This window comes from Ottowia oryzae (genome assembly GCF_003008535.1).
Lineage (GTDB): Bacteria > Pseudomonadota > Gammaproteobacteria > Burkholderiales > Burkholderiaceae_C > Ottowia > Ottowia oryzae.
Window position 1 is genome coordinate 955645 of the sequence record NZ_CP027666.1, and the last position, 19357, is coordinate 975001.

Annotated in this window: 18 protein-coding genes; 8 read left to right on the forward strand and 10 right to left on the reverse strand. The window is 65.4% G+C overall.

Features of this window, described 5'->3' with window-relative positions:
* Positions 1–45 precede the first annotated feature (45 nt).
* From lptC to C6570_RS04430, 3 genes are read right to left on the reverse strand one after another with little or no spacing between them, the layout of a single operon-like run.
* On the reverse strand, positions 46–663 hold the full coding sequence (gene lptC, locus C6570_RS04420) for an LPS export ABC transporter periplasmic protein LptC (protein WP_106702141.1): 618 nt from the start codon (positions 661–663) through the stop codon (positions 46–48).
* Complete coding sequence (locus C6570_RS04425; RefSeq protein WP_106702142.1) at positions 660–1232, reverse strand: KdsC family phosphatase; 573 nt, start codon at positions 1230–1232, stop codon at positions 660–662. The genes lptC and C6570_RS04425 overlap by 4 nt, the downstream gene beginning before the upstream one ends.
* Entirely contained in the window at positions 1232–2209 is a 978-nt protein-coding gene (locus tag C6570_RS04430) for a KpsF/GutQ family sugar-phosphate isomerase (protein ID WP_106702143.1), read from the reverse strand. Before C6570_RS04430 ends, C6570_RS04425 begins: the two co-directional genes overlap by 1 nt.
* A gap of 42 nt (positions 2210–2251) precedes the next feature.
* Between C6570_RS04430 and C6570_RS04435 the strand changes: the two genes are divergently transcribed.
* Positions 2252–4237 (forward strand): cation:proton antiporter domain-containing protein, encoded by a 1986-nt coding sequence (locus tag C6570_RS04435; RefSeq protein WP_106702144.1) that lies wholly within the window; start codon positions 2252–2254, stop codon positions 4235–4237.
* A 101-nt stretch (positions 4238–4338) separates the two neighbouring features.
* Positions 4339–4896, forward strand: a complete 558-nt coding sequence (locus C6570_RS04440; protein WP_106702145.1) for an adenine phosphoribosyltransferase — start codon at positions 4339–4341, stop codon at positions 4894–4896.
* A 117-nt stretch (positions 4897–5013) separates the two neighbouring features.
* Here the strand turns inward: C6570_RS04440 and mnmE are convergent, their stop codons facing one another.
* Positions 5014–6444, reverse strand: coding sequence for a tRNA uridine-5-carboxymethylaminomethyl(34) synthesis GTPase MnmE (gene mnmE / locus C6570_RS04445; protein WP_106702146.1), 1431 nt, complete (start codon positions 6442–6444; stop codon positions 5014–5016).
* A gap of 149 nt (positions 6445–6593) precedes the next feature.
* Between mnmE and C6570_RS04450 the strand changes: the two genes are divergently transcribed.
* A complete protein-coding gene (locus tag C6570_RS04450) occupies positions 6594–7565 on the forward strand; it encodes an IS5 family transposase (protein ID WP_106702147.1) in 972 nt (323 codons plus the stop codon).
* 202 nt (positions 7566–7767) lie between these two features.
* Here C6570_RS04450 and C6570_RS04455 read toward each other — a convergent pair whose 3' ends face one another.
* A complete protein-coding gene (locus C6570_RS04455; RefSeq protein ID WP_106702148.1) occupies positions 7768–8487 on the reverse strand; it encodes a FadR/GntR family transcriptional regulator in 720 nt (239 codons plus the stop codon).
* A gap of 156 nt (positions 8488–8643) precedes the next feature.
* On the opposite strand from C6570_RS04455, the gene C6570_RS04460 reads away from it, so the two are divergent.
* The 3 genes from C6570_RS04460 to C6570_RS04470 are packed head-to-tail and all read left to right on the forward strand — an operon-like array spanning position 8644 to position 11721.
* Positions 8644–9540 (forward strand): fumarylacetoacetate hydrolase family protein, encoded by an 897-nt coding sequence (locus tag C6570_RS04460; RefSeq protein WP_106702149.1) that lies wholly within the window; start codon positions 8644–8646, stop codon positions 9538–9540.
* Positions 9537–10319 carry an alpha/beta fold hydrolase gene (locus tag C6570_RS04465; RefSeq protein WP_106702150.1) on the forward strand — a complete coding sequence of 261 codons (783 nt, stop codon included), beginning with the start codon at positions 9537–9539 and terminating at the stop codon, positions 10317–10319. Before C6570_RS04460 ends, C6570_RS04465 begins: the two co-directional genes overlap by 4 nt.
* A gap of 28 nt (positions 10320–10347) precedes the next feature.
* Entirely contained in the window at positions 10348–11721 is a 1374-nt protein-coding gene (locus tag C6570_RS04470; protein ID WP_106702151.1) for a metal-dependent hydrolase family protein, read from the forward strand.
* Positions 11722–11913: 192 nt separating this feature from the next.
* Here the strand turns inward: C6570_RS04470 and C6570_RS04475 are convergent, their stop codons facing one another.
* From C6570_RS04475 to rpmH, 5 genes are all read right to left on the reverse strand, one after another.
* Positions 11914–13500, reverse strand: coding sequence for an ABC transporter substrate-binding protein (locus C6570_RS04475; RefSeq protein WP_106702152.1), 1587 nt, complete (start codon positions 13498–13500; stop codon positions 11914–11916).
* Positions 13501–13657: 157 nt separating this feature from the next.
* Positions 13658–15355: a membrane protein insertase YidC gene (gene yidC / locus C6570_RS04480; protein ID WP_106702153.1), complete on the reverse strand. Its 1698-nt coding sequence runs from the start codon at positions 15353–15355 to the stop codon at positions 13658–13660.
* Positions 15352–15636, reverse strand: a complete 285-nt coding sequence (yidD, locus tag C6570_RS04485) for a membrane protein insertion efficiency factor YidD (RefSeq protein WP_106702154.1) — start codon at positions 15634–15636, stop codon at positions 15352–15354. The genes yidC and yidD overlap by 4 nt, the downstream gene beginning before the upstream one ends.
* A complete protein-coding gene (locus C6570_RS04490; RefSeq protein WP_106702155.1) occupies positions 15621–16049 on the reverse strand; it encodes a ribonuclease P protein component in 429 nt (142 codons plus the stop codon). Before C6570_RS04490 ends, yidD begins: the two co-directional genes overlap by 16 nt.
* Before the next feature lie 64 nt (positions 16050–16113).
* Positions 16114–16248, reverse strand: coding sequence for a 50S ribosomal protein L34 (rpmH, locus tag C6570_RS04495; protein WP_005798102.1), 135 nt, complete (start codon positions 16246–16248; stop codon positions 16114–16116).
* Between the two features lie 333 nt (positions 16249–16581).
* On the opposite strand from rpmH, the gene dnaA reads away from it, so the two are divergent.
* Both dnaA and dnaN read left to right on the forward strand, forming a co-directional pair.
* Positions 16582–18024 carry a chromosomal replication initiator protein DnaA gene (gene dnaA / locus C6570_RS04500; RefSeq protein ID WP_106702156.1) on the forward strand — a complete coding sequence of 481 codons (1443 nt, stop codon included), beginning with the start codon at positions 16582–16584 and terminating at the stop codon, positions 18022–18024.
* A gap of 139 nt (positions 18025–18163) precedes the next feature.
* Positions 18164–19291, forward strand: coding sequence for a DNA polymerase III subunit beta (dnaN, locus tag C6570_RS04505; protein WP_106702157.1), 1128 nt, complete (start codon positions 18164–18166; stop codon positions 19289–19291).
* Positions 19292–19357: the final 66 nt, after the last annotated feature.

The window sequence follows — 19357 nt, forward strand, 5'->3', positions numbered from 1 at the left end:
GGCTGCTCTGCGCTACGGCTCGGGTCAGGCTGCGCATACCGAAGGCTACTTCGCTGGTTGGAGCATGCCCCGCACGCGCCCTTTCAGCACCGCTACACCTGTGCGGTTGTCGTAGTCGAGCTGATCGCCGACGAATCGATCCGCCCCGCGCAGCAGCTCGACAGGTTTGTCGGAGCTCACCCGGTCTTCGTTCACGAACGCATGCAGGTATTCGCCGCGAAACTCCATGCGCGGCACCGCCGTGCCGTCGGGGCGCTTCGTCGCCTCCCGCACGATGACGGCATTGCCAAACAGCTGGATCTCCGACCCGTCACCGTTGGAAACTCCGCGCAGCGCGGTGGCCACGGTTACACGCCCATCGTCGTCCACCGATCGCATGTGCGGGTCTTTCACCTCGAGCGTGTCGGTGACCGGGAAGTGGTGGCCTTCCACGCCGGTCAGGTCCGAGGTCAGGCGGCCCGTGGCGTCGAAGTCGCGCACCCTGAACTGGTTCATGAAGTAATCGGGCTCTTTCGAAACCACCGCCGCGGCGCCGTCGGTCGGGAACTTGGGTGCGCTGCGCACCAGCCACCAGGTGCCCAGGGCGAACAGCATCATCATCAGTGCGGGCAGCCAGGTGGAAAGCTGGTCGCGGCCGATGCGGGCCAGGCGCGATTCGCTCATGGCGCGCCTTTCTCGGCAGGGGCCTGGCCCATCGTGGTTTGCAGCAGGCGATCGTATTGGCCGTTGGCTACCAGCAGCAGGTCGCACAGTTCACGTGCCGCGCCGGCGCCGGCCTCGGCGGTCGTGATGTACTGCGCGGTGGCCTTGGCCTCGGCGTGGGCCTTGGGCGGCGCGCAGGCGAAGGCCACGCGTGCCATGACAGGCAGGTCAGGCCAATCGTCGCCCATGGCGGCAGCCTGTGACCAGGTCAGGCCCGTTTCGCCCAGCAGCGCTTGCGCGGCGGGCAGTTTGTCTTCGGTGCCCAGGCGCAGGTGCGTCACGCCCAGTGCGGCCAGCCGCAGGCGCAGCGGGGCGGAGTCGCGCCCAGAAATTACTGCGGGAATGATCCCGGCCTGCGCCAGCAGCTTGATGCCGTGGCCATCCAGTGTGTGAAAGCGCTTGAGCGTTTCACCCTCAGCGGAAAAGTACAGGCCGCCATCCGTCAGAACGCCGTCCACGTCAAAGAAAACGATGCGAACGCCCTGCGCTTGCAGCAGGGTTTCGGCGGGCCAGGTCAGTGTAGGGCGCATCAGATGACCTTCGCCCGCATCAGGTCGTTGCTGTTCAGCGCGCCCACCAGCCGCCCGTCCTGGCCTTGCACCAGCAGCACGGTCACGCGGTGCTGCTCCATCAGCTTGGCTGCTTCGGCGGCCAGCGCGTCGTCGCGAATCTGCCGGGGGTTGGCGTGCATGACTTCGCGCGCCGTCAGCGCCCGCAGATCGCGCCCCGTTTCCACCAAGCGGCGCAGGTCGCCGTCGGTAAAGATGCCGAGCGCGTGGGCGTCGCCATCCACCACGGCAGAGGCGCCCAGGCCCTTGTGGGTCATCTCGCGCATCAGCTCGCCAAACGTGGCATCGGGCGAAACCTTCGGGACGGCATCGCCGCTGCGCATGATGTCCATGACGCGCGTCAGCAGGCGCCGCCCCAGCGCGCCGCCAGGGTGCGAGCGGGCGAAATCCTCGGCGCGAAAGCCGCGCGCGTCCAGCAGCGCCATGGCCAGCGCGTCGCCCAGCGCCATTTGCGCGGTGGTGCTGGCGGTGGGGGCCAGGTTCAGGGGGCAGGCTTCTTTTTCCACCCCGCTGTCCAGCACCAGATCGGCGTTGCGCGCCAGGGTGGACTGCGGGTGGCCGGTCATACCGATCAAAGGGGCGCCCATGCGGCGGATCAAGGGCAGCAGCGTGGTCAGCTCATCGGCTTCGCCGCTGTTGGAAATCGCCAGCACCACGTCGATGGGCATCACCATGCCCAGATCGCCGTGGCTGGCCTCGGCCGGGTGCACGAACATGGCCGGCGTGCCGGTGGAGGCCAGCGTCGCCGCGATCTTGCGGCCGATGTGGCCGCTTTTGCCCATGCCCATCACCACCACGCGGCCGCTGGCGTTCAGCACCAGCGACACGGCGCGCGCGAAATCGTCGTTCAGCCGGCGTTGCAGGCCGTGGATGGCGGCCGCCTCGATGTCCAGCGTCTCTCGGGCCAGGCGCAGGGCTTGGGCGGGGTCGAAACTCATGGCTTGATTTTATAGAGTGCCTTCGTCCGCTAGCATCGGCCGATGGATGCCCTTGAGTTGACGCTGCTGTACCTGCTGGCCGCAGTGTTGGCCGTCACGGCTTGCCGCGGGCTCAAGCTGCCGGCCATCCTGGGCTACCTGGTGGCCGGCGTGCTGATGGAGCCGCACACCCTGGGCCTGGCCTACGGGCAGGACGCCGAGAGCATCCGCCACCTGGCCGAGTACGGCGTGGTCTTCCTGATGTTCGTGATCGGGCTGGAATTCAACCTGCCCAAGCTGCGCGCCATGCGCCAGCACGTGTTCGGCCTGGGCTTCGCGCAAGTTGGTTTGACCGTGCTGCTGGTCACTGTGGGGGGCGCAGCCCTGAACGCGCTGGTCCCGCACATTTGGCCACTGGGCTGGCAAGCCTCGCTGGCCCTGGGCGGCGCCATGGCGATGAGCAGCACCGCCATCGTCGTCAAGATGATGGCCGACCGGCTGGAGTTGGACAGCGCCTATGGTCAGCGCATCATGGGCGTGCTGTTGTTTCAGGATCTGGCCGTGGTCTGGCTGCTGGTGCTGGTGCCCGCGCTGGGGGCTGAACCTGAAAAGCTGTTCACCGCGCTGCTGTTCGCGGCCGTGAAGGCCACGGCGCTGATCACGCTGCTGCTGTGGGGCGGGCAGCGCGTGATGCGCTGGTGGCTCACGCTGGTGGCGCGGGTCAAGAGCGAAGAACTGTTCGTGCTCAACCTGCTGTTGATGGCGCTGGGCCTGGCCTGGCTGACCGAGCAGGCGGGCCTGAGTCTGGCATTGGGCGCCTTCATCTGTGGCGTGCTGATCTCCGAAACCGAGTTCAAGGTTCAGGTCGAGGCCGAGATCCGGCCATTCCACGACGTGCTGCTGGGCCTTTTTTTCATCACCATCGGCATGATGCTGGACTGGCGGCAGGTGTTCGTGCAGTGGCATCTGGTGCTGCTGTTGCTGGCGCTGCCCGTGCTGTTCAAGCTGCTGCTGGTCACCGGGCTGGCGCGCGGCATGGGCGCCAGCGGCGGCGTGGCGCTGCGCACCGGCCTGTACCTGGCGCAGGCGGGTGAATTCGGCTTCGTGCTGCTGTCCATCGCCCGGCGCGATGCGCTGGTGCCGCCCGAGCTTTTCACGCCCGTGCTCGCGGCCATGGTGCTGTCGATGCTGGCCACGCCCTTCATCATCCTGGCCAGCAACCGCATCGTGATGCGGCTGGTGTCCAGCGAATGGTTGCAGCAGTCGCTGCAGATGACGTCGATCGCCCAATCCACCATCAACACGCGCGCCCACGTGCTGATCTGCGGCTACGGGCGCAGCGGCCAAGCCATGGCGCGACTGCTGGAGCGCGAAGGCATTCCCTACGTCGCGTTGGATCTGGACCCCGACCGCGTGCGGCAGGCGCGCGCGGCGGGCCACACCGTGGCGTTTGGCGATGCGGGCAAGCTGCAGGCGCTGGTCGCCGCGGGGCTGGGGCGCGCCAGCGCGGTGGCCATCACCTACCTGGAAACGCACGCCGTGATGAAGGCGCTGCACACCATCCGCACCCATGCGCCCACGCTGCCCGTGCTGGTGCGCACGCAGACCGACCGCGACCTGGATGCGCTGCGCGCCGCCGGCGCCACCGAGGTGGTGCCCGAATCGCTGGAGGGCTCGCTCATGTTGGCCAGCCACGCGCTGGTGCTGATGGGCGTGCCCGTGCGCCGCGTGATCCGCGTGGTGCAGGACCAGCGCGAGGCGCGCTACGGCCTGCTGCGCGGCTTCTTCCACGGCGCCGACGATGTCAGCGAAGAAGACCTCGCGCACGAGCGCCTGGCCACCTTCATCATCCCAGCGCGCCTGGCCGGCCTGCGCCTGTCCGAGCTACTGGATGAAAGCGGTGGCGGCCTGCGCGCCGTCAGCCTGCGCCGCCGGGGCGGTGACGCGGCCGCCACCGATGACGACCCGAAGATCGGCGCGGGCGACACGGTGGTGCTGTCGGGCAACGCCGAGGCGCTGGCGCGGGCCGAGCTGGCCCTGGCCGCCTGATCGCGGCGCTACGGCCTGCCCGCCGCGGGGCGCATCCACGCTGCTATTGGCCGCTCAACTTTGTCTGTCGCCACTGGCCGCCAGCGCGGCACAATCGCCCCATGACCACGCCTTTGTCCGTCAGCCAATACCTGCGCCAGCACATCCGCACCGTGCCCGACTGGCCGGCCCCCGGCGTGCAGTTTCGCGACATCACCCCGCTGCTGCAGGACCCGCGTGTCTTCCGCGTGCTGATCGACGCCTTCGTGCACCGCTACATGGCGCCCGAGCTGCGCCCCGACGTGGTGGCTGGGTTGGACGCGCGCGGCTTCATCGTCGGCGCCGTGGTCGCGTATGAGCTGAACGTCGGCTTCGTGCCCATCCGCAAGAAAGGCAAGCTGCCTTTCACCACCGTGGAAGAAACCTACGAGCTGGAATACGGCAGTGCCACGGTGGAGCTGCACACCGACGCCGTGCGGCCCGGCCAGCGCGTGCTGCTGATCGACGATCTGATCGCCACCGGAGGCACCATGATGGCCGGCAAGCGGCTGCTGGAAAAGCAGGGCGCGGTGGTCACCGAAGGCGCCGCCATCGTGGACTTGCCCGAGCTGGGCGGCTCGGAGCGCTTGCGTGCGGCGGGATTGAACCTGTTCACGCTGGTCGATTTCGAAGGCGCGTGACTTCGTCTTTTAATATGATTTTGATAGCTGCTTGTGCAGATGGGGTAAGCGCTAGGTCCTGATTTGGCTCAAAAAAAGCGCTTCGCCTCACGCGGCGCAACGCCTTCGCACGCCCCGCTATTTGCCGATGCAAAAGCGCGAAAAGATCACGCCCAGCAAATCGTCGGCAGAAAACTCGCCCGTGATCTCGCCCAGCGCCACCTGCGTCAGGCGCAGCTCTTCGGCCAGCAGATCCAGCGCGGGATAGGGCGCCCGCAGCAGCGCCGCCGCCGCTTCCAGGTGCTCGCCCGCGCGCGCCAGCGCCTGCAGGTGCCGCTGGCGGGCGATGAACACGTCGCCCTCCGCGCCCGGCTGCCAGCCCGCCAGCGCCAGCAAACGCTGGCGCAGCGCCTGCAGCCCCTCACCCGTCTTGGCCGACAGCGCAATGCCTTCGCCCTGAATGGTGGGCAGCGGGCCGGGCGCCGCGTCGTGCTTGTTCCACACGTGCAGCAGCGGCACGGCGCGCGGCAGCTGGCGCGCCAGCTCGGCCGCGATGTGCGCATCCTCGCGCTGGTAATCCGCCGTGTTCAGGCGCGTCAAATCGTGCAGCAGCAGCACGGCGTCGGCGCTGGCGATGTGCGCCCAGGCGCGCTCGATGCCGATGCGCTCCACCTCGTCATCGCTTTCGCGCAGGCCAGCCGTGTCCAGCACGTGCAGCGGCACGCCTTCGATCTGAATGGTTTGCTGCACCACGTCGCGCGTGGTGCCGGCAATCGGGGTGACGATGGCCAGCTCGGCTCCCGCCAGCGCGTTCAGCAGGCTGCTCTTGCCCGCGTTCGGCTGGCCCGCGATGACTACCTTGATGCCTTCGCGCAGCAGCGCGCCCTGGCGTGCACGCGCCTGCACGCTGGCCAGAGATTGCTGCAGGTTTGATAGCTGCCCGCGCACGTCCTGCACGCGCAAGACGTCGATTTCTTCCTCGGGAAAGTCCAGCGTCGCCTCGATCAGCATGCGCAGGTGAATCAGCCCGTCGCGCAGCGCATGGATGGCGCCCGAGAACTCGCCCGCCAGCGAACGGCTGGCCGAGCGCGCAGCCGCTTCGGTGCTGGCGTCGATCAGGTCCATCACCGCTTCGGCCTGGGCCAGGTCCAGCTTGTCGTTCAGAAAGGCGCGTTCGGTGAATTCACCTGGGCGCGCCAGGCGCAGGCGCGGCAGGCGCGGCGCGCCCGTGGCGGGGTCGGTCTCGGCAGCGGCTTGCAGGCAGCGGGCCAGCAACAGCTGCATCACCACCGGGCCGCCGTGCGCCTGCAGCTCCAGCACGTCTTCGCCGGTGTAGGAATGCGGCGCCGGAAAATGCAGCGCCAGGCCCTGGTCGATGGGTTGGCCGTCGCTGCCGCGCAGTGCGCCATAGGTGGCCACGCGCGGCAGCAGGTCGCGCCCGGTGATGGCGCGCGCCAGCGCCCGCACGTCTGGCCCCGACACCCGCACGATGCCCACCGCACCGCGCCCGGCGGGCGTGGCGATGGCGACGATCGGGTCGGGCTGGGGCGCGGTGGGCTGGGCGTGCATGGCATGATTGTCCGCCACCCCTGCGCTGCGGCGTCGTGAATGGGCTGTGCGCTGGATCCTGCTGCCCGACGTTGTCTTGGACGTACGTTTGGGAAGCTCTGCACGAATCATCCCGAGATGTGCATGCAGGAGGCCAAGACAATACAGGGATGAAGCAAAGCAGCCTGGGCCTGAGCAACACAGTCAAGCGCACACGCAAGCGAGAATTCCTCGATGCGATGGAACGGGTTGAGCTGGTTGCGCTGGTAGAGCCCTACGCGCCCCAGAGCGGGCGGCGGGGCCAGCAGCCCTTTGCGGTGAGCACGCTGCTGCGCATCCATTTCATGCGGCAATGGTTCAAGCTCAGCGACCCGGCGATGGAAGAGGCCTTGCACGACGTGCCCGCCTTCCGCGATTTCGCAGGCCTGTCCCACTGGGATGAACAGATTCCCAGCGAGTCGAGCATCTTGCGCTTTAGGCATCTGCTGGAGCGCCACAAGCTGGCCGAGCAGATCCTGGCCACCGTGAATGCGCTGCTGCAAGCCAAGGGGCTGCAGTTGAAGGCGGGCACCGTGGTCGATGCCACGCTGATTGCCGCGCCCAGTTCCACCAAGAACCAAAGTGGCGAGCGCGATCCCGAGATGCACCAAAGCAAGAAGGGCAAGCAGTGGTACTTTGGCATGAAGGCCCACATCGGGGTGGATGCCGACTCGGGCCTGGTGCACACGGTGCGGTGCACCAGCGGCAACGTCAGCGACGTGGTGCAAGCCAACAGTTTGCTGCACGGGCAGGAGACAGACGCCTTTGGTGACGCGGGCTACCAGGGGGTGGACAAACGGCCCGATGCCAAGCAGGACGTGTGTTGGCATGTGGCCATGCGCCCGGGCTTGCGCCGGGCGCTGGACAAGGACAAGCCTCTCGATGACCTGATCGACCAACTGGAGCGCACCAAGGCGCGCATCCGGGCCAGGGTGGAGCATCCGTTTCGGGTGCTCAAGCAGCAGTTCGGGTATGTGAAGGTGCGCTACCGGGGCCTGAAGAAGAACACGGCGCAGATCGTCACGCTGTTTGCGCTGAGCAACCTGTGGATGGCAAGGCACAAGTTGCTGGCCATGGGGCAGGTGCGTCCGCAGCGGGCGTGAGGCCCTGAAATCGAGGGAGGACTGCCTCTATCCAACCCTTGGGCGGGGCTGTAGACCTATTTGCGCAATCACAGCTTCTTCAAATGGCTTAGCGCATTCGAAAGTGATTAGTGCAGACCTTCCTTAGCGCGATGGATGCGCGTGGACCTGCGGGTTGGGCGCTTTCCGGTTGCCGCCTCGCTCCGCCGCCAGGCCTGCGTGCTCAAACCTCCCCGATCATGCCGCTTCGCACTTCGAGCAGGTGCTGGCGCACGGCGGCACTGGCTGCGTCGGCGTTACGCTGGCGCAAGGCATCCACCAGCGCGCGGTGCTGGGCGCGGTAGCGCGCCAGACGCGCGGGCGTCAGGCTGCGTTGCTTGAGCGACTCCCATTCGGGTTGCTTGCGCACGCCGTTGATGGCCTCATAGAGATCGGTCAGCAGGTTGTTGTGGGCCGCGCTGAGGATGGCCTGGTGCAGCATGCCGTCCCAGTGTTCGAAGTCCAGTACGGTGGTGGCCTTTTCGCTCTCCTCCAGACAATGTGTGATCTGCTGTAAGTCGCGCCCTGACGCGCGGGTGGCCGCCAGTTCGACGAACTGCGGCTCGATCAGCAGGCGCAGCTCCATGACCTCGGCTGGACTGGCGCCATGAATGCGTTGCAGCAGGGATTGCGCGTCGTTGCTGGCCGGCGCTGGCGTCTGGGCAACGAAGGTGCCGCGCCCGACGTGGCGCGTGATCAAGCCCTCGTCACCCAGTTGATCCATCACCTTGCGCAGCGTGTTGCGCGCGATGCCGAACTGGTCAACCAGGTCGCGCTCGGCGGGGAGGCGGTAGCCCGCCGGCCACGTGCCATCCGCAATGCGTTTGCGCACATGCTGCATCAACGCGGCGCTGCCGTGTTGGGCCTTGCTGCGCAGCCCATGTCCTGCGGCGGTGTTCCCCATGTTCTACCTCCTCTTTAGTGAACCAATCATAGTCCAATTTATGGTATTGAGTCTAGTGTTTTCCCTGTATGTCATGTGAGAGCCGACAACGTTGGGTGTATTGTGTGGAATAATGGTTCACGTTTTTGGATATTGGTTCACATTTGGATTAAAGACATGAAGCTACTCACTTTCCGCACGACCTCGGGCCAGACCCGCGTGGCCCAATTGAACTCATCTGGCGCGGTGCAGCCGCTGGCCTATGCCGACGGCCGCGCCGTGGACGATCTGGTTGCGCTGATCGCCAGCCATGTTGCCCTCGATTCGCTCCTGGCCGACGGGCCGGTACAGGCGCTGGAAGCGGTCAAGCTGCTGGCGCCCATCCCCCGACCTGCGCGCAACATCTTCTGCGTGGGCAAGAACTACAAGAACCACGCGCAGGAGTTCACCAAGAGCGGCTTTGACGCCGGGCAGACCGCTGCCGACGCCATCCCGACCGATCCGATCGTGTTCTCCAAAACGCCCGAGACCGTGATCGCCCATGGCCAACGCATCTGGGATGCAGCCGGCGTGAGCGATGCGCTCGACTACGAGGCCGAGCTGGCCGTCATCATCGGCAAGGGCGGACGCGGCATTGCCAAGGCCGACGCGCTGAACCACGTCTGGGGCTACACCATCATCAACGACGTGACCGCGCGCGACTGGCAAAAACGCCACAAGCAGTGGCACTTGGGCAAGTCCTTCGATACTTTCGGGCCGCTCGGACCCGTTGCTGTGACTGCGGACGAGATCGATGGCGGCAACCTCGAGCTCAAGGCCTGGGTCAATGGCGAACTGCGCCAGCACGCCAGCACGCGCGATCTGATCTTCGACATCCCGACCCTGATCGAAACCATCTCCAAGGGCATCACCCTGCTGCCCGGCGACATCATCGCCACCGGCACGCCCGAGGGCGTGGGCATTGGCTTTGACCCGCCGCGCTTCCTTCAGCGCGGTGATGTGGTCGCCATCGAGATTTCCGGCATCGGCCACCTGGAAAACGAGGTGGGTGCGATCGGCGAGGTGGGCGCATGAGTTCGGTGCAGATCAATGGCCTGTGGGTCGAGGACTCTGGCGGCGCCGGCGAGGCCGTGCTGTGCATTCATGGATTGGGCGGCACGTCCAACTTCTGGTCGCCGGTTCTTCCGGCGTTCGGCGAACGGCGCGTCATCCGCCCGGATCTCGCGGGGGCAGGGCGCAGCGAGGCAGCGCCCGAGGGCTTGAGCATCGCGCACCACGTCGAACGGCTGGTGGGCGTGCTGGACGCGCTGGGCATCGACCAGGTTCACGTGACGGCGCACTCGATGGGCACCATCATCGCCCAGCACCTAGCGGTTGAACACCCGCAGCGGGTGCGCTCGCTGGCGCTGTTCGGCGCGCTCGCCGCGCCAGCCGAAGCGGCGCGCGAGCCCACGCGCAACCGCGCAAGGCAGGCGCGCTCAGGCCCCGCCGCGCTGCAGGAGATCGCCGATGCCATCGTCAAGGCCGCCACCAGCGCCGAGACCAAGGCCGAACGCCCCGTGGCACTGGCGCTGGTGCGCGAATCGGTGATGCGCCAGCCGCCCGAGGGCTACGCCCACAACTGCGAGGCGCTGGCCGAAGCGCAGCCCGCCGAGGTCGAGCGGTTGAAGGTTCCCGTGCTGCTGGTCACGGGTGACGAAGATGGCGTGGGCACGCCCGCAGGCGTGGCGGCGCTGGCAGCACGGTTGGCCGATCAGCGCTCCTATGTGCTGCAGGGCAGTGGCCACTGGACGACCTACGAAAAGCCGTTCGAGTGCATCCGCATCCTCACGGATTTCTACAACAAGCAGTGAGGCATTTCATTCTTCTGGAGACAACATCATGAACACGATCGCCATCACCAATGTGTCCATCTTCGACGGCAGCGGCGCCGACCCATATCCGGGTGAGGTGCTCGTCGAGGGCAACCGGATCAAGTCGATTGCCCGCCGCGGCGAATACCTCGAAACCGGCGACGCCAGGATCATCGACGGCCACGGCGCCTTTCTCATGCCAGGCATGACCGAGGGCCACACCCACTTCTCGTGGAACGATCAGCCCAGCCTCTCGGCGATTCAGTTCATGCCGCCCGAGGAACACATCCTGTGGTGCGTGCGCGTGGCCAAGCGCTACCTGGAGATGGGCTGGACCAGCGCGCTGGGCGCGGCCACCGCGAAGCCGCGGCTGGACGTGGTCACGCGCAACGTGATCGAAGCGGGCGCCTTTCCCGGCCCGCGCTACCTTGCAGGCAGCCAGGAAATCACCACCGCGGGCGGCCTGGGCGACAACACGCTGCCACACCTGCCAGATCCGGCCATGAACTTCGGCGCTGTCTGCAGCGGCCCCGAGGACATGCGCCGGATCGCACGCATGTTCGTCAAGCTCGGCGTGGACCATCTCAAGATCAACCTCTCGGGCGAATACATCGCCGGCATCCCCGCCGAAACCAACCCGTTTTCGGAGGAGGAGATCGCCATGCTGGCGGCCGAGGCCCGCATCGCGGGCAAGCGCGTGGCGGCGCATGCGCGCTCCAACGAGTCGGTGAAGACCTGCGTGAAGCACGGCTTCGAGCTGGTGTTCCACGCCAGCTTTGCCGACGAGGAGGCGCTGGACATGCTGGAGGCCAACAAGCACAAGCACTTCGTGGTGCCCGGTCTGGGCTGGCTGGTCAACACGCTCTACAACGCCGCGGAATTCGGCGTGACGGAGGAGATCGCCACCAAGATGGGCTATAAGCGCGAGCTCGAAGTCGCCGCCGAAAGCCTGAGCAAGATGCACAAGCGCGGCATCCGCGTGCTGCCCGGCGGCGACTACGGCTTCGCCTGGATGCCGCACGGCACCAATGCGCGCGACCTCGAATACCTGGTCAAGTACGTCGGCATGACCCCCAAGGAAGCCCTGGTTGCGGCCACTAGGTATGGCGGCGAGCTGATGCAGCGGCCCCACGAGCTCGGGCAGGTCAAGGAGGGGTTTCTGGCCGACATCGTCCTGGTCGACGGCAATCCTATCGAGAGCCTGGCCTTGCTGCAGGATCCGCAGAAGATTCTGCTGGTCATGAAGGATGGCGAGATCTACAAGAATCAGCGCACCTTGCTGCCCCCGCGCGGCGTCATCCGCTCCGTTTACGGCGGAAATCCGTTGGTCGAAGCCGGCGTGCGCAGGGAGGCGCCGACGGACCCGATGAACTCGACCACAGCCGATCTGGTCGCCAAGTAAAAGCGGCTGCCGCTGGCCCAGGTCCGCGCCGGGCGCCGGACACATGCCGGGCCGCCGGCGATCTAGACGCGAGTGCACAGCGTGGCGCTCGCGCCGGCACTGCCGTCGAACGAAGAAACCCCGGCACACGCGCCGGGGTTATTGAGGGTGAAAATAGGCGTTTGCGCGTGCCGGTTGTGCGCGACGCGCTAGTTATTTGATAGTCGTCCAGGTGGGCATCGGGCGGTCGTCCGCGCGGTGCACCGTGGTCACGCTCTTGCGCATGGCCCAGGGGCGGATCTGGTCGTGCAGGGGCAGGTAGTTGTAGTCGTCCTTCACGATCTTCAGCGCCTCGTGGATCATGGCGTCGCGCTTGCTGGCGTCCATCTCGGTCTTGATCTGCTGGATCAGTGAATCGACGATCGGGTTGCTCATGCGGCCGCAGTTGAAGTTGCCGGCCGCGCCGCCTTTCGGGTCCACGGTGCTGATCAGCGAATCCAGCGAATACAGCGCGTCGAACGTGGCCACGCCCCAGCCCAGCATGTAGGCGCTGACGTCGAACTTCTGGATCTTGGCCGAGTGGATGGCCATCGGGTTGGTCTGCAGCTTGGTCTTCACGCCGATGCGCGTCCACATGGCGGTGACGGCCTGGCAGATCTGCTCGTCGTTCACGTAGCGGTCGTTGGGGCAGTCCAGCACCAGCTCGAAGCCGCTGGGGTAGCCCGCGTCGGCCAGCAGTTTCTTGGCGGCTTCCACGTCGTACTTGGCGGCGCGCGTGCCCAGCTCTTTCGTCCAGCCGTTGACCATCGGCGCGATCATGGTGCCGGTGGGTTTGCCCAGGCCTCGCATCACGTTCTTCTCGATGGCAGCCATGTCCACGGCCTGGTACAGCGCCTGGCGTACGCGCTTGTCCTTCAGCGGGTTCTTGCCCTTGATGTTGGAGCCCGGCAGCTCGTCGCGGAACTGGTCAAAGCCCAGGAAGATGGTGCGGTTCTCGGCGCCTTCCACCACCTTGATGTTGGGGTCGCGCTTGGTGCGCTCCAGATCCTGCACGGGTGGGTCCACCACCATGTCGACCTGGCCGGAGATCAGCGCGGCAGAGCGCGTGGCGGCCGACTTGATGGGGGTGAAAACGACTTCGTCGATGTTGCCCTTGGGTTTGTCCCACCAGTTGGGGTTTTTCTTCAGCGTGGTCTTGGTGTCGGGCTGCCAGGCCACCAGCATGAAGGGGCCGGTGCCGTTGGCGTTGCGCGCGGCGAAGTTCTCTTCCTTGGCCTTGTAGTCCTGCGCCTTGGTGGCGTTGTTCTTCTCGGCCCAGGTCTTGTTCATGATGCGTGCTTCCACCAGCTCGCGCAGCACCACGGGGCTCGGGCCCTTGAGGATCACGTCCACCGTGTGGTCGTCCACCTTCTTGACTTCCTTGACGCTTTGCGTGGACGAGGTCAGGTTGGACGGGGGCGTCATCGTGCGGTTGATCGAGAACACCACGTCGTCGGCGGTCAGCGGCGCGCCGTCGTGGAATTTGACGCCCTTGCGCAGTTCAAAGCGCAATTGGGTGGGCGACACGAAAGTCCATTTGGTGGCCAGCGCGGGCTGGATCTGAAACTTCTCGTCGTAGCGCACCAGGGCTTCGTACACCATCTGCTGATAAGCCAGCGTGGTTTGGTGGTTCTGACCGGCCGGGTCGAAGGTCAGGATGTCGTTGGCGCCAGCGATGCGCAGCGTGGCGGCCTGCGCCAGCCCAACGGCGGTCATCACCGCCAGCGCGAGGGCGCCGCGGACAAAAAGAGGACGAGCCATGTGGAGAACCTTTCCTTAAGGTGTGCTGAAACTACCAATGCTACAAAAGTTTGTGGCGCGCATGGACTTTGTTTTTCGCCAACCGGACAGGGGCCCAAAAAAAACGCCGCGCCCGGGGCCCCGGACGCGGCGTGGATTGGAGGGGCGCTGCCCGCGCTTACCTGAACTTGGGCAGGTTGAACTGCGGCGGCACGCCCATGCGGGTGTTGATCAGCCACTGCTGCGCGATGGTCAGGATGTTGTTCGTCACCCAGTACACGACGAGGCCGGCGGGGAAGAAGAAGAACATCACGCTGAAGATCAGCGGCATCAGCCACATCAGCTTGGCCTGCATGGGGTCGGGCGGTGCGGGGTTCAGCGCCGTCTGCAGCAGGGTGGTGAGCGTCATCACGATGGGCAGGATGAAGTACGGGTCGCGCACCGACAAGTCCTTGATCCACAGGATCCAGGGCGCGCCGCGCATTTCAACCGAGGACAGCAGCACCCAGTACAGCGCGATGAACACGGGGATCTGGATGATGATGGGCAGGCAGCCGCCCATGGGGTTGACCTTTTCTTCGCGGTAGATGCGCATCATCTCCATCTGCATCTGCTGCGGGTTGTCCTTGTAGCGCTCGCGCAGTTCGGTGATTTTCGGGTTGATGGCTTTCATCTTCGCCATGCTCTGGTACGCCTTGGCGTTGAACCAGTAGAAGGCGATCTTCAGCAGCACCACCAGCGCGACGATCGACCAGCCCCAGTTGCCCAGCACACCGTGCAGCTTGTCCAGCAGCCAGTACAGCGGCTTGGACAGGATGGTGAAGAAGCCGTAGTCCTTCACCAGCTCCAGCCCGGGGGCGATGCTTTCAAGCATCTTCTCTTCCTGCGGGCCAACGAAGAGGCGGCTGTCCACGGCCAACGTGGCGCCCGGCGCCACGGCGCCCACGGGGGCGATCAGGCCGGCGGCGTACAGGTTGTCACCCACCTTGCGAGCGAAGTTCTCGTGCTCCTTGCCCGGTGTCGGCAGCCAAGCGCTGGCGAAGTAGTGCTGCACCATGGCTACCCAGCCATCGGGTGACTGTTTGACGAAATCGGCCTTGCCTTTTTCGATGTCGGTGAACGCGACCTTCTGGAATTTCTTGGCGTCGGTGTAGAAGGCCGGGCCGGTGAAGGTGGTATAGAACGAAGACTCACCCGGGCCCTTGTTGCCGTCGCGCACAAGCTGCATGTAAAGCTGCGGGTTGACGGCCTGGCCGCTGGCATTCACCACTTCATGGCGCACATCGACCACGTAGGACCCGCGCTTGAGCGTGTAGGTCTTGACCAAGCGCACGCCACCGACCGGGTCGGATTCGAAGCGCAGCACCAGCTCGTTCGTGCCGTCCGGCAGCGTGCGCTCGCCGCTGAACTTCATCGGCGTCTTGTGGTTGGGGAAGTTGCCGCCGATCAGGCCCGTCTGCGCCTGGTAGACGCGGTTGCCGCTGGTGTCGAACAGCACGAACGGTGCGCCCGCGTGTTCCATGTCCTTGTGCTTGAGGAACTCGCTGTGCACGATGGTGCCGCCTTCGGTGTCGAAGGTGAGCTTGAGCACGTCGGTGGCCACTTCGACGCGCTCGCGCGGCGTGGCGGACGGGGCGCCGGCTGGCACTTCACCTGGCACGGCAGCGGACGAGGTGCCCGCGTTGGACGTGGGCACGGCGGAGGGTGTCGAGCCAGCCGCCTGCGCCGCCGATGCCGGTGCGCTGGCACTCGCCGCGGGCGCGCTGCTGGGCAGGAAGGTGGGCTTCTTGCCGTTGTGAACCTGCCACTGATCCCAGAGCATGATCAGGGAAAAGGCAAAGATCACCCAGAGGATCGTGCGGCGTATGTCGTTCATGAGGGATGACGAGGAGAAGTCGGATTCGCATCCCGGCTGACCAGCAGACCGGAAAACGGCTTGTAAGGGGCTTCAGGCACCGGGTCGCAGCCGCCGGTGCACCAGGGCTGGCAACGTGCCAGACGCCTCAGCGTCAGGTAAGTGCCCACGGCACTGCCATGGCGCTCCAGTGCGCCGATGGCGTAGACGGAACAGGTGGGCTCGAACCGGCAGGCCGACCCCAACCAGGGGGACAGCAGCAGACGATAGCCCTTGACCAGGGCGATCAGTGCGGCGCGCATGGCTTGTCGCGGCCCCGTTCAAAAAGCTGGGTGAGTTCGGTGCGCACCGCGAGGCGCAGCGCATCAGAGCAGGCGCTGGGGAACTGTTCGCGCGCATAGGGCGCGCGCAAGCGCACCAGATACGCCATTCCTTCGGCGGGCAAATTGACTTGCGGGCCCAAGGCGTACACCTGACGGCGAATGGCGTTGCGGGTGACCGCACGGCGCGCGCTGCGCTTGGGCGTCATCGCGCCCAGCCAAGTCATGCCAGCCGGCGCGAAAAGCGCATTGGAAGACGCGACAGAACCGGTGGCTGCGCCATCGGGCTCAGGCAGAGCCACGCAGAGCCCGTGAAGCGCGAAATGCTGCGTACGCGCAATGGGCGGCGTACGCAGCAGGGCCTGAAACTGGGGGCGATGGCGCAAACGCCGCATGTCCCAGCCTAGTGCGGCCCGAGCCGTCAGCGTCCGAGGTGTTTCGACAGAGCGAAAGAGGCGTTCAGACGGCCAGGCGCTTGCGGCCTTTGGCGCGACGCGCGTTGATCACGGCGCGGCCGCCGCGGGTCTTCATGCGAACCAGAAAGCCGTGCGTGCGGGCGCGGCGGGTCTTGGAAGGTTGGTAAGTGCGTTTCATGACAAGGTCGTCCTTGATTCGATGGGCTGAGCGTTTTGGCTTTTGGGCGGCCGAATGCGCGCCCAGCATCCCTCGGCGCAGCGGCTCGCTTTTGCAAAGGCCGCCTTGGTGCCGGCCGACAAGGTTTTCTTGACGCCAAGCCCGAACGCACACAGGGGAACCCCGCATTATCGCAGAGATTGGCGTGCGCTTCAATTGTCGGCGTTTGGGGGCGGCTCGCGCCTTTGCGACGGCCGCCTATGCGTGCGATGCGCAGGTGTGGAAAACCCCGATCCGTGCCACAATCACGGATTGCAAAATATCGATTTATCCACAGTGTTTGAGCATCGGGTAATGGACGAAACTGAAGCCGCCGAAGGGCTGGGCGGCGCCCCATCTGCCCCCGCTGCCGGGTTGTGGCCCGCCTGCCAGGAGGCGCTGGCGCAAGAGTTGCCAGAGCAGCAGTTCAACACCTGGATCAAGCCCCTGACGGCCCAGTTCGCCCCCACTGAGTCGCGCCTGACGCTCTTCATTGCCAATCGCTTCAAGATGGATTGGGTTCGCGCGCAGTACGCGGGCCGGATCGTCGCTGCGCTGGAACGGTTGCATGGCCAGCCTGTTGCTCTGGAGTTAGCGCTTGCTCCGCGTTCGGTGCCGGTGAAATCTCAATCTTCGTCTGCAGTGCAAGCGGGCGGCGCCCCAGAAGCCGTGGAGTCTGAGTCCGTTGCGCGCGCAACGGCAAGCGAGCCGGCGGACACCGCGCCGGCGCAGGCCCCGCGCCATCGGCTGAATACGGCCTTGACTTTCGACACGCTGGTGGAAGGCTCGGCCAACCGCATGGCGCGCGCGGCCGCGCTGCATGTGGCGGGCGCCCCCGGGCGGCTGTACAACCCGCTGTTCATCTATGGCGGCGTGGGCTTGGGCAAGACCCACCTGATGCATGCCGTGGGCAACAAGCTTCTGGTCAGCAAGCCGGAGGCCAAAGTTCTCTACATCCATGCGGAGCAGTTTGTCTCCGATGTGGTCAAGGCTTACCAACGCAAGGCGTTCGATGAGTTCAAGGGCCGTTACCACTCGCTGGATCTGCTGCTGATCGACGATGTGCAGTTCTTTGCCAACAAGGATCGCACGCAAGAAGAATTCTTCAACGCGTTCGAAGCGCTGCTGGCCAAGAAGAGCCACATCGTGATGACCAGCGACACCTACCCGAAGGGCCTGCCGGACATCCATGAGCGGCTGATCTCGCGCTTCGACTCCGGGCTGACCGTCGCGCTGGAGCCGCCAGAGCTGGAAATGCGCGTGGCCATCCTGATCAACAAGGCTGCCAGCGAAGGCGCCGACATGGCCGAGGATGTGGCTTTTTTCGTCGCCAAGAACGTGCGCTCGAACGTGCGCGAGTTGGAAGGCGCTCTGCGCAAGATCCTGGCCTATTCGCGCTTCAACCAGAAAGAGATTTCCATCCCTCTGGCGCGCGAGGCGCTGCGCGATCTGCTGTCGATCCAGAACCGCCAGATCAGCGTGGAGAACATCCAGAAAACCGTGGCCGATTTCTACAAGATCAAGGTGTCGGACATGTACAGCAAGAAGCGGCCGGCCTCGATCGTGCGGCCGCGGCAGATTGCGATGTACCTGGCCAAGGAATTGACTCAAAAAAGCCTGCCCGAGATCGGCGAGTTGTTTGGCGGGCGCGATCACACCACCGTGCTGCACGCCGTGCGCAAGATCGCGGGCGAGCGGCAGCAACTGACCGAGCTCAACCAGCAACTGCATGTGCTGGAGCAGACGCTGAAGGGGTGAATCTGCCCGTCACAAAAGCGGCGACAATACGGGGTTGCCATTCGCGCACACGCGCGCGCGACAAGGCGGTAGCCAAAAGACCCCAACATCGACCTGAGCGGCGTCGTGCCGCCCCAAGACAAGCCCTGACGAGGAAGACATGATTGTTCTGAAGACCACACAAAACCAATTGCTGGCGGCGCTTCAGTCCGTGGCAGGCATTGTCGAGCGTCGGCACACCCTGCCAGTGCTGGCCAACGTGCTGCTGCGCAAGTCGGGCGAAACCATGCAGCTGACCACCAGCGATCTGGAGATCCAGATCCGCACCGCTGCTGAATTGGGCGGCGACAGCGGCAACTTCGCCACCACGGTGGGCGCACGCAAGCTGATCGACATCCTGCGCACCATGCCGGCCGACCAGACCGTCAGCCTGGAATCGCAAGGGGCCAAGCTGATCCTGAAGGGTGGCAAGAGCCGGTTCACGCTGCAGACCTTGCCGGCCGAAGACTTTCCGCTGGTTCAAGAGGCGCCCAATTTCGGCCCCGCGTTCAAGGTGCCGCAAAAGACCCTCAAGCAGCTGCTGGACCAGGTGGCGTTTGCGATGGCGGTGCACGACATTCGCTATTACCTGAACGGCATCCTCTTCGTGGCCGAAGGCCGCCAGCTGAGCCTGGTTGCCACGGACGGCCACCGCCTGGCCTTCACCGGCGCCACGCTGGACGTCGAAGTGCCCAAGCAAGAGGTGATTCTGCCGCGCAAGACCGTGATCGAGCTGCAGCGCCTGCTGTCCGACGCCAGCGTGCCCGAAGGGCAAGAGGCGCCGATGATCGAAATGCAATTCGCGGGCAACCAGGCCAAGTTCAGCTTCGGCCACATGGAGTTCGTGACCAAGCTGGTCGAGGGCAAGTTCCCCGACTACAACCGCGTCATCCCGAAAAGCCACAAGAACTCGGTGACGCTGGGGCGCGCGCCCTTGCTGGCCAGCCTCCAGCGCACGGCCATCCTGACCAGCGAGAAGTTCAAGGGCGTGCGTCTGAACTTCGAGCCCGGCCTGCTGCGCATCGCGTCCAACAACGCCGAGCAGGAAGAGGCCGTGGACGAGCTCGACATCGACTACGGCGGTGATTCGATCGAGATCGGTTTCAACGTCACCTACCTCATCGACGCGCTAGCCAACATGGGCCAGGACATGGTGAAGATCGAGCTGCAGGATTCCAACAGCTCGGCGCTGGTCAGCATCCCCGACAACGAGCAGTTCAAGTATGTGGTGATGCCGATGCGCATTTGATTGCGCTAGCAAAATAATAGCTGACTGCGCTCTGAACCCGCCGGCCAAGGCGGGTTTTGACCCTTT

Excerpts from the sequence above, each read along its gene's own strand:
- C6570_RS04455 (WP_106702148.1), bottom strand. The coding sequence starts at position 8,487 with ATGGGGAACACCGCCGCAGGACATGGGCTGCGCAGCAAGGCCCAACAC.
- rpmH (WP_005798102.1), bottom strand. The coding sequence starts at position 16,248 with ATGAAACGCACTTACCAACCTTCCAAGACCCGCCGCGCCCGCACGCAC.
- C6570_RS04430 (WP_106702143.1), bottom strand. The coding sequence starts at position 2,209 with ATGAGTTTCGACCCCGCCCAAGCCCTGCGCCTGGCCCGAGAGACGCTG.
- yidC (WP_106702153.1), bottom strand. The coding sequence starts at position 15,355 with ATGAACGACATACGCCGCACGATCCTCTGGGTGATCTTTGCCTTTTCC.
- C6570_RS04440 (WP_106702145.1), top strand. The coding sequence starts at position 4,339 with ATGACCACGCCTTTGTCCGTCAGCCAATACCTGCGCCAGCACATCCGC.
- C6570_RS04475 (WP_106702152.1), bottom strand. The coding sequence starts at position 13,500 with ATGGCTCGTCCTCTTTTTGTCCGCGGCGCCCTCGCGCTGGCGGTGATG.
- mnmE (WP_106702146.1), bottom strand. The coding sequence starts at position 6,444 with ATGCACGCCCAGCCCACCGCGCCCCAGCCCGACCCGATCGTCGCCATC.
- lptC (WP_106702141.1), bottom strand. The coding sequence starts at position 663 with ATGAGCGAATCGCGCCTGGCCCGCATCGGCCGCGACCAGCTTTCCACC.
- dnaN (WP_106702157.1), top strand. The coding sequence starts at position 18,164 with ATGATTGTTCTGAAGACCACACAAAACCAATTGCTGGCGGCGCTTCAG.
- C6570_RS04470 (WP_106702151.1), top strand. The coding sequence starts at position 10,348 with ATGAACACGATCGCCATCACCAATGTGTCCATCTTCGACGGCAGCGGC.
- C6570_RS04460 (WP_106702149.1), top strand. The coding sequence starts at position 8,644 with ATGAAGCTACTCACTTTCCGCACGACCTCGGGCCAGACCCGCGTGGCC.
- C6570_RS04425 (WP_106702142.1), bottom strand. The coding sequence starts at position 1,232 with ATGCGCCCTACACTGACCTGGCCCGCCGAAACCCTGCTGCAAGCGCAG.
- C6570_RS04450 (WP_106702147.1), top strand. The coding sequence starts at position 6,594 with ATGAAGCAAAGCAGCCTGGGCCTGAGCAACACAGTCAAGCGCACACGC.
- C6570_RS04435 (WP_106702144.1), top strand. The coding sequence starts at position 2,252 with ATGGATGCCCTTGAGTTGACGCTGCTGTACCTGCTGGCCGCAGTGTTG.
- C6570_RS04490 (WP_106702155.1), bottom strand. The coding sequence starts at position 16,049 with ATGCGGCGTTTGCGCCATCGCCCCCAGTTTCAGGCCCTGCTGCGTACG.
- C6570_RS04465 (WP_106702150.1), top strand. The coding sequence starts at position 9,537 with ATGAGTTCGGTGCAGATCAATGGCCTGTGGGTCGAGGACTCTGGCGGC.
- yidD (WP_106702154.1), bottom strand. The coding sequence starts at position 15,636 with ATGCGCGCCGCACTGATCGCCCTGGTCAAGGGCTATCGTCTGCTGCTG.
- dnaA (WP_106702156.1), top strand. The coding sequence starts at position 16,582 with ATGGACGAAACTGAAGCCGCCGAAGGGCTGGGCGGCGCCCCATCTGCC.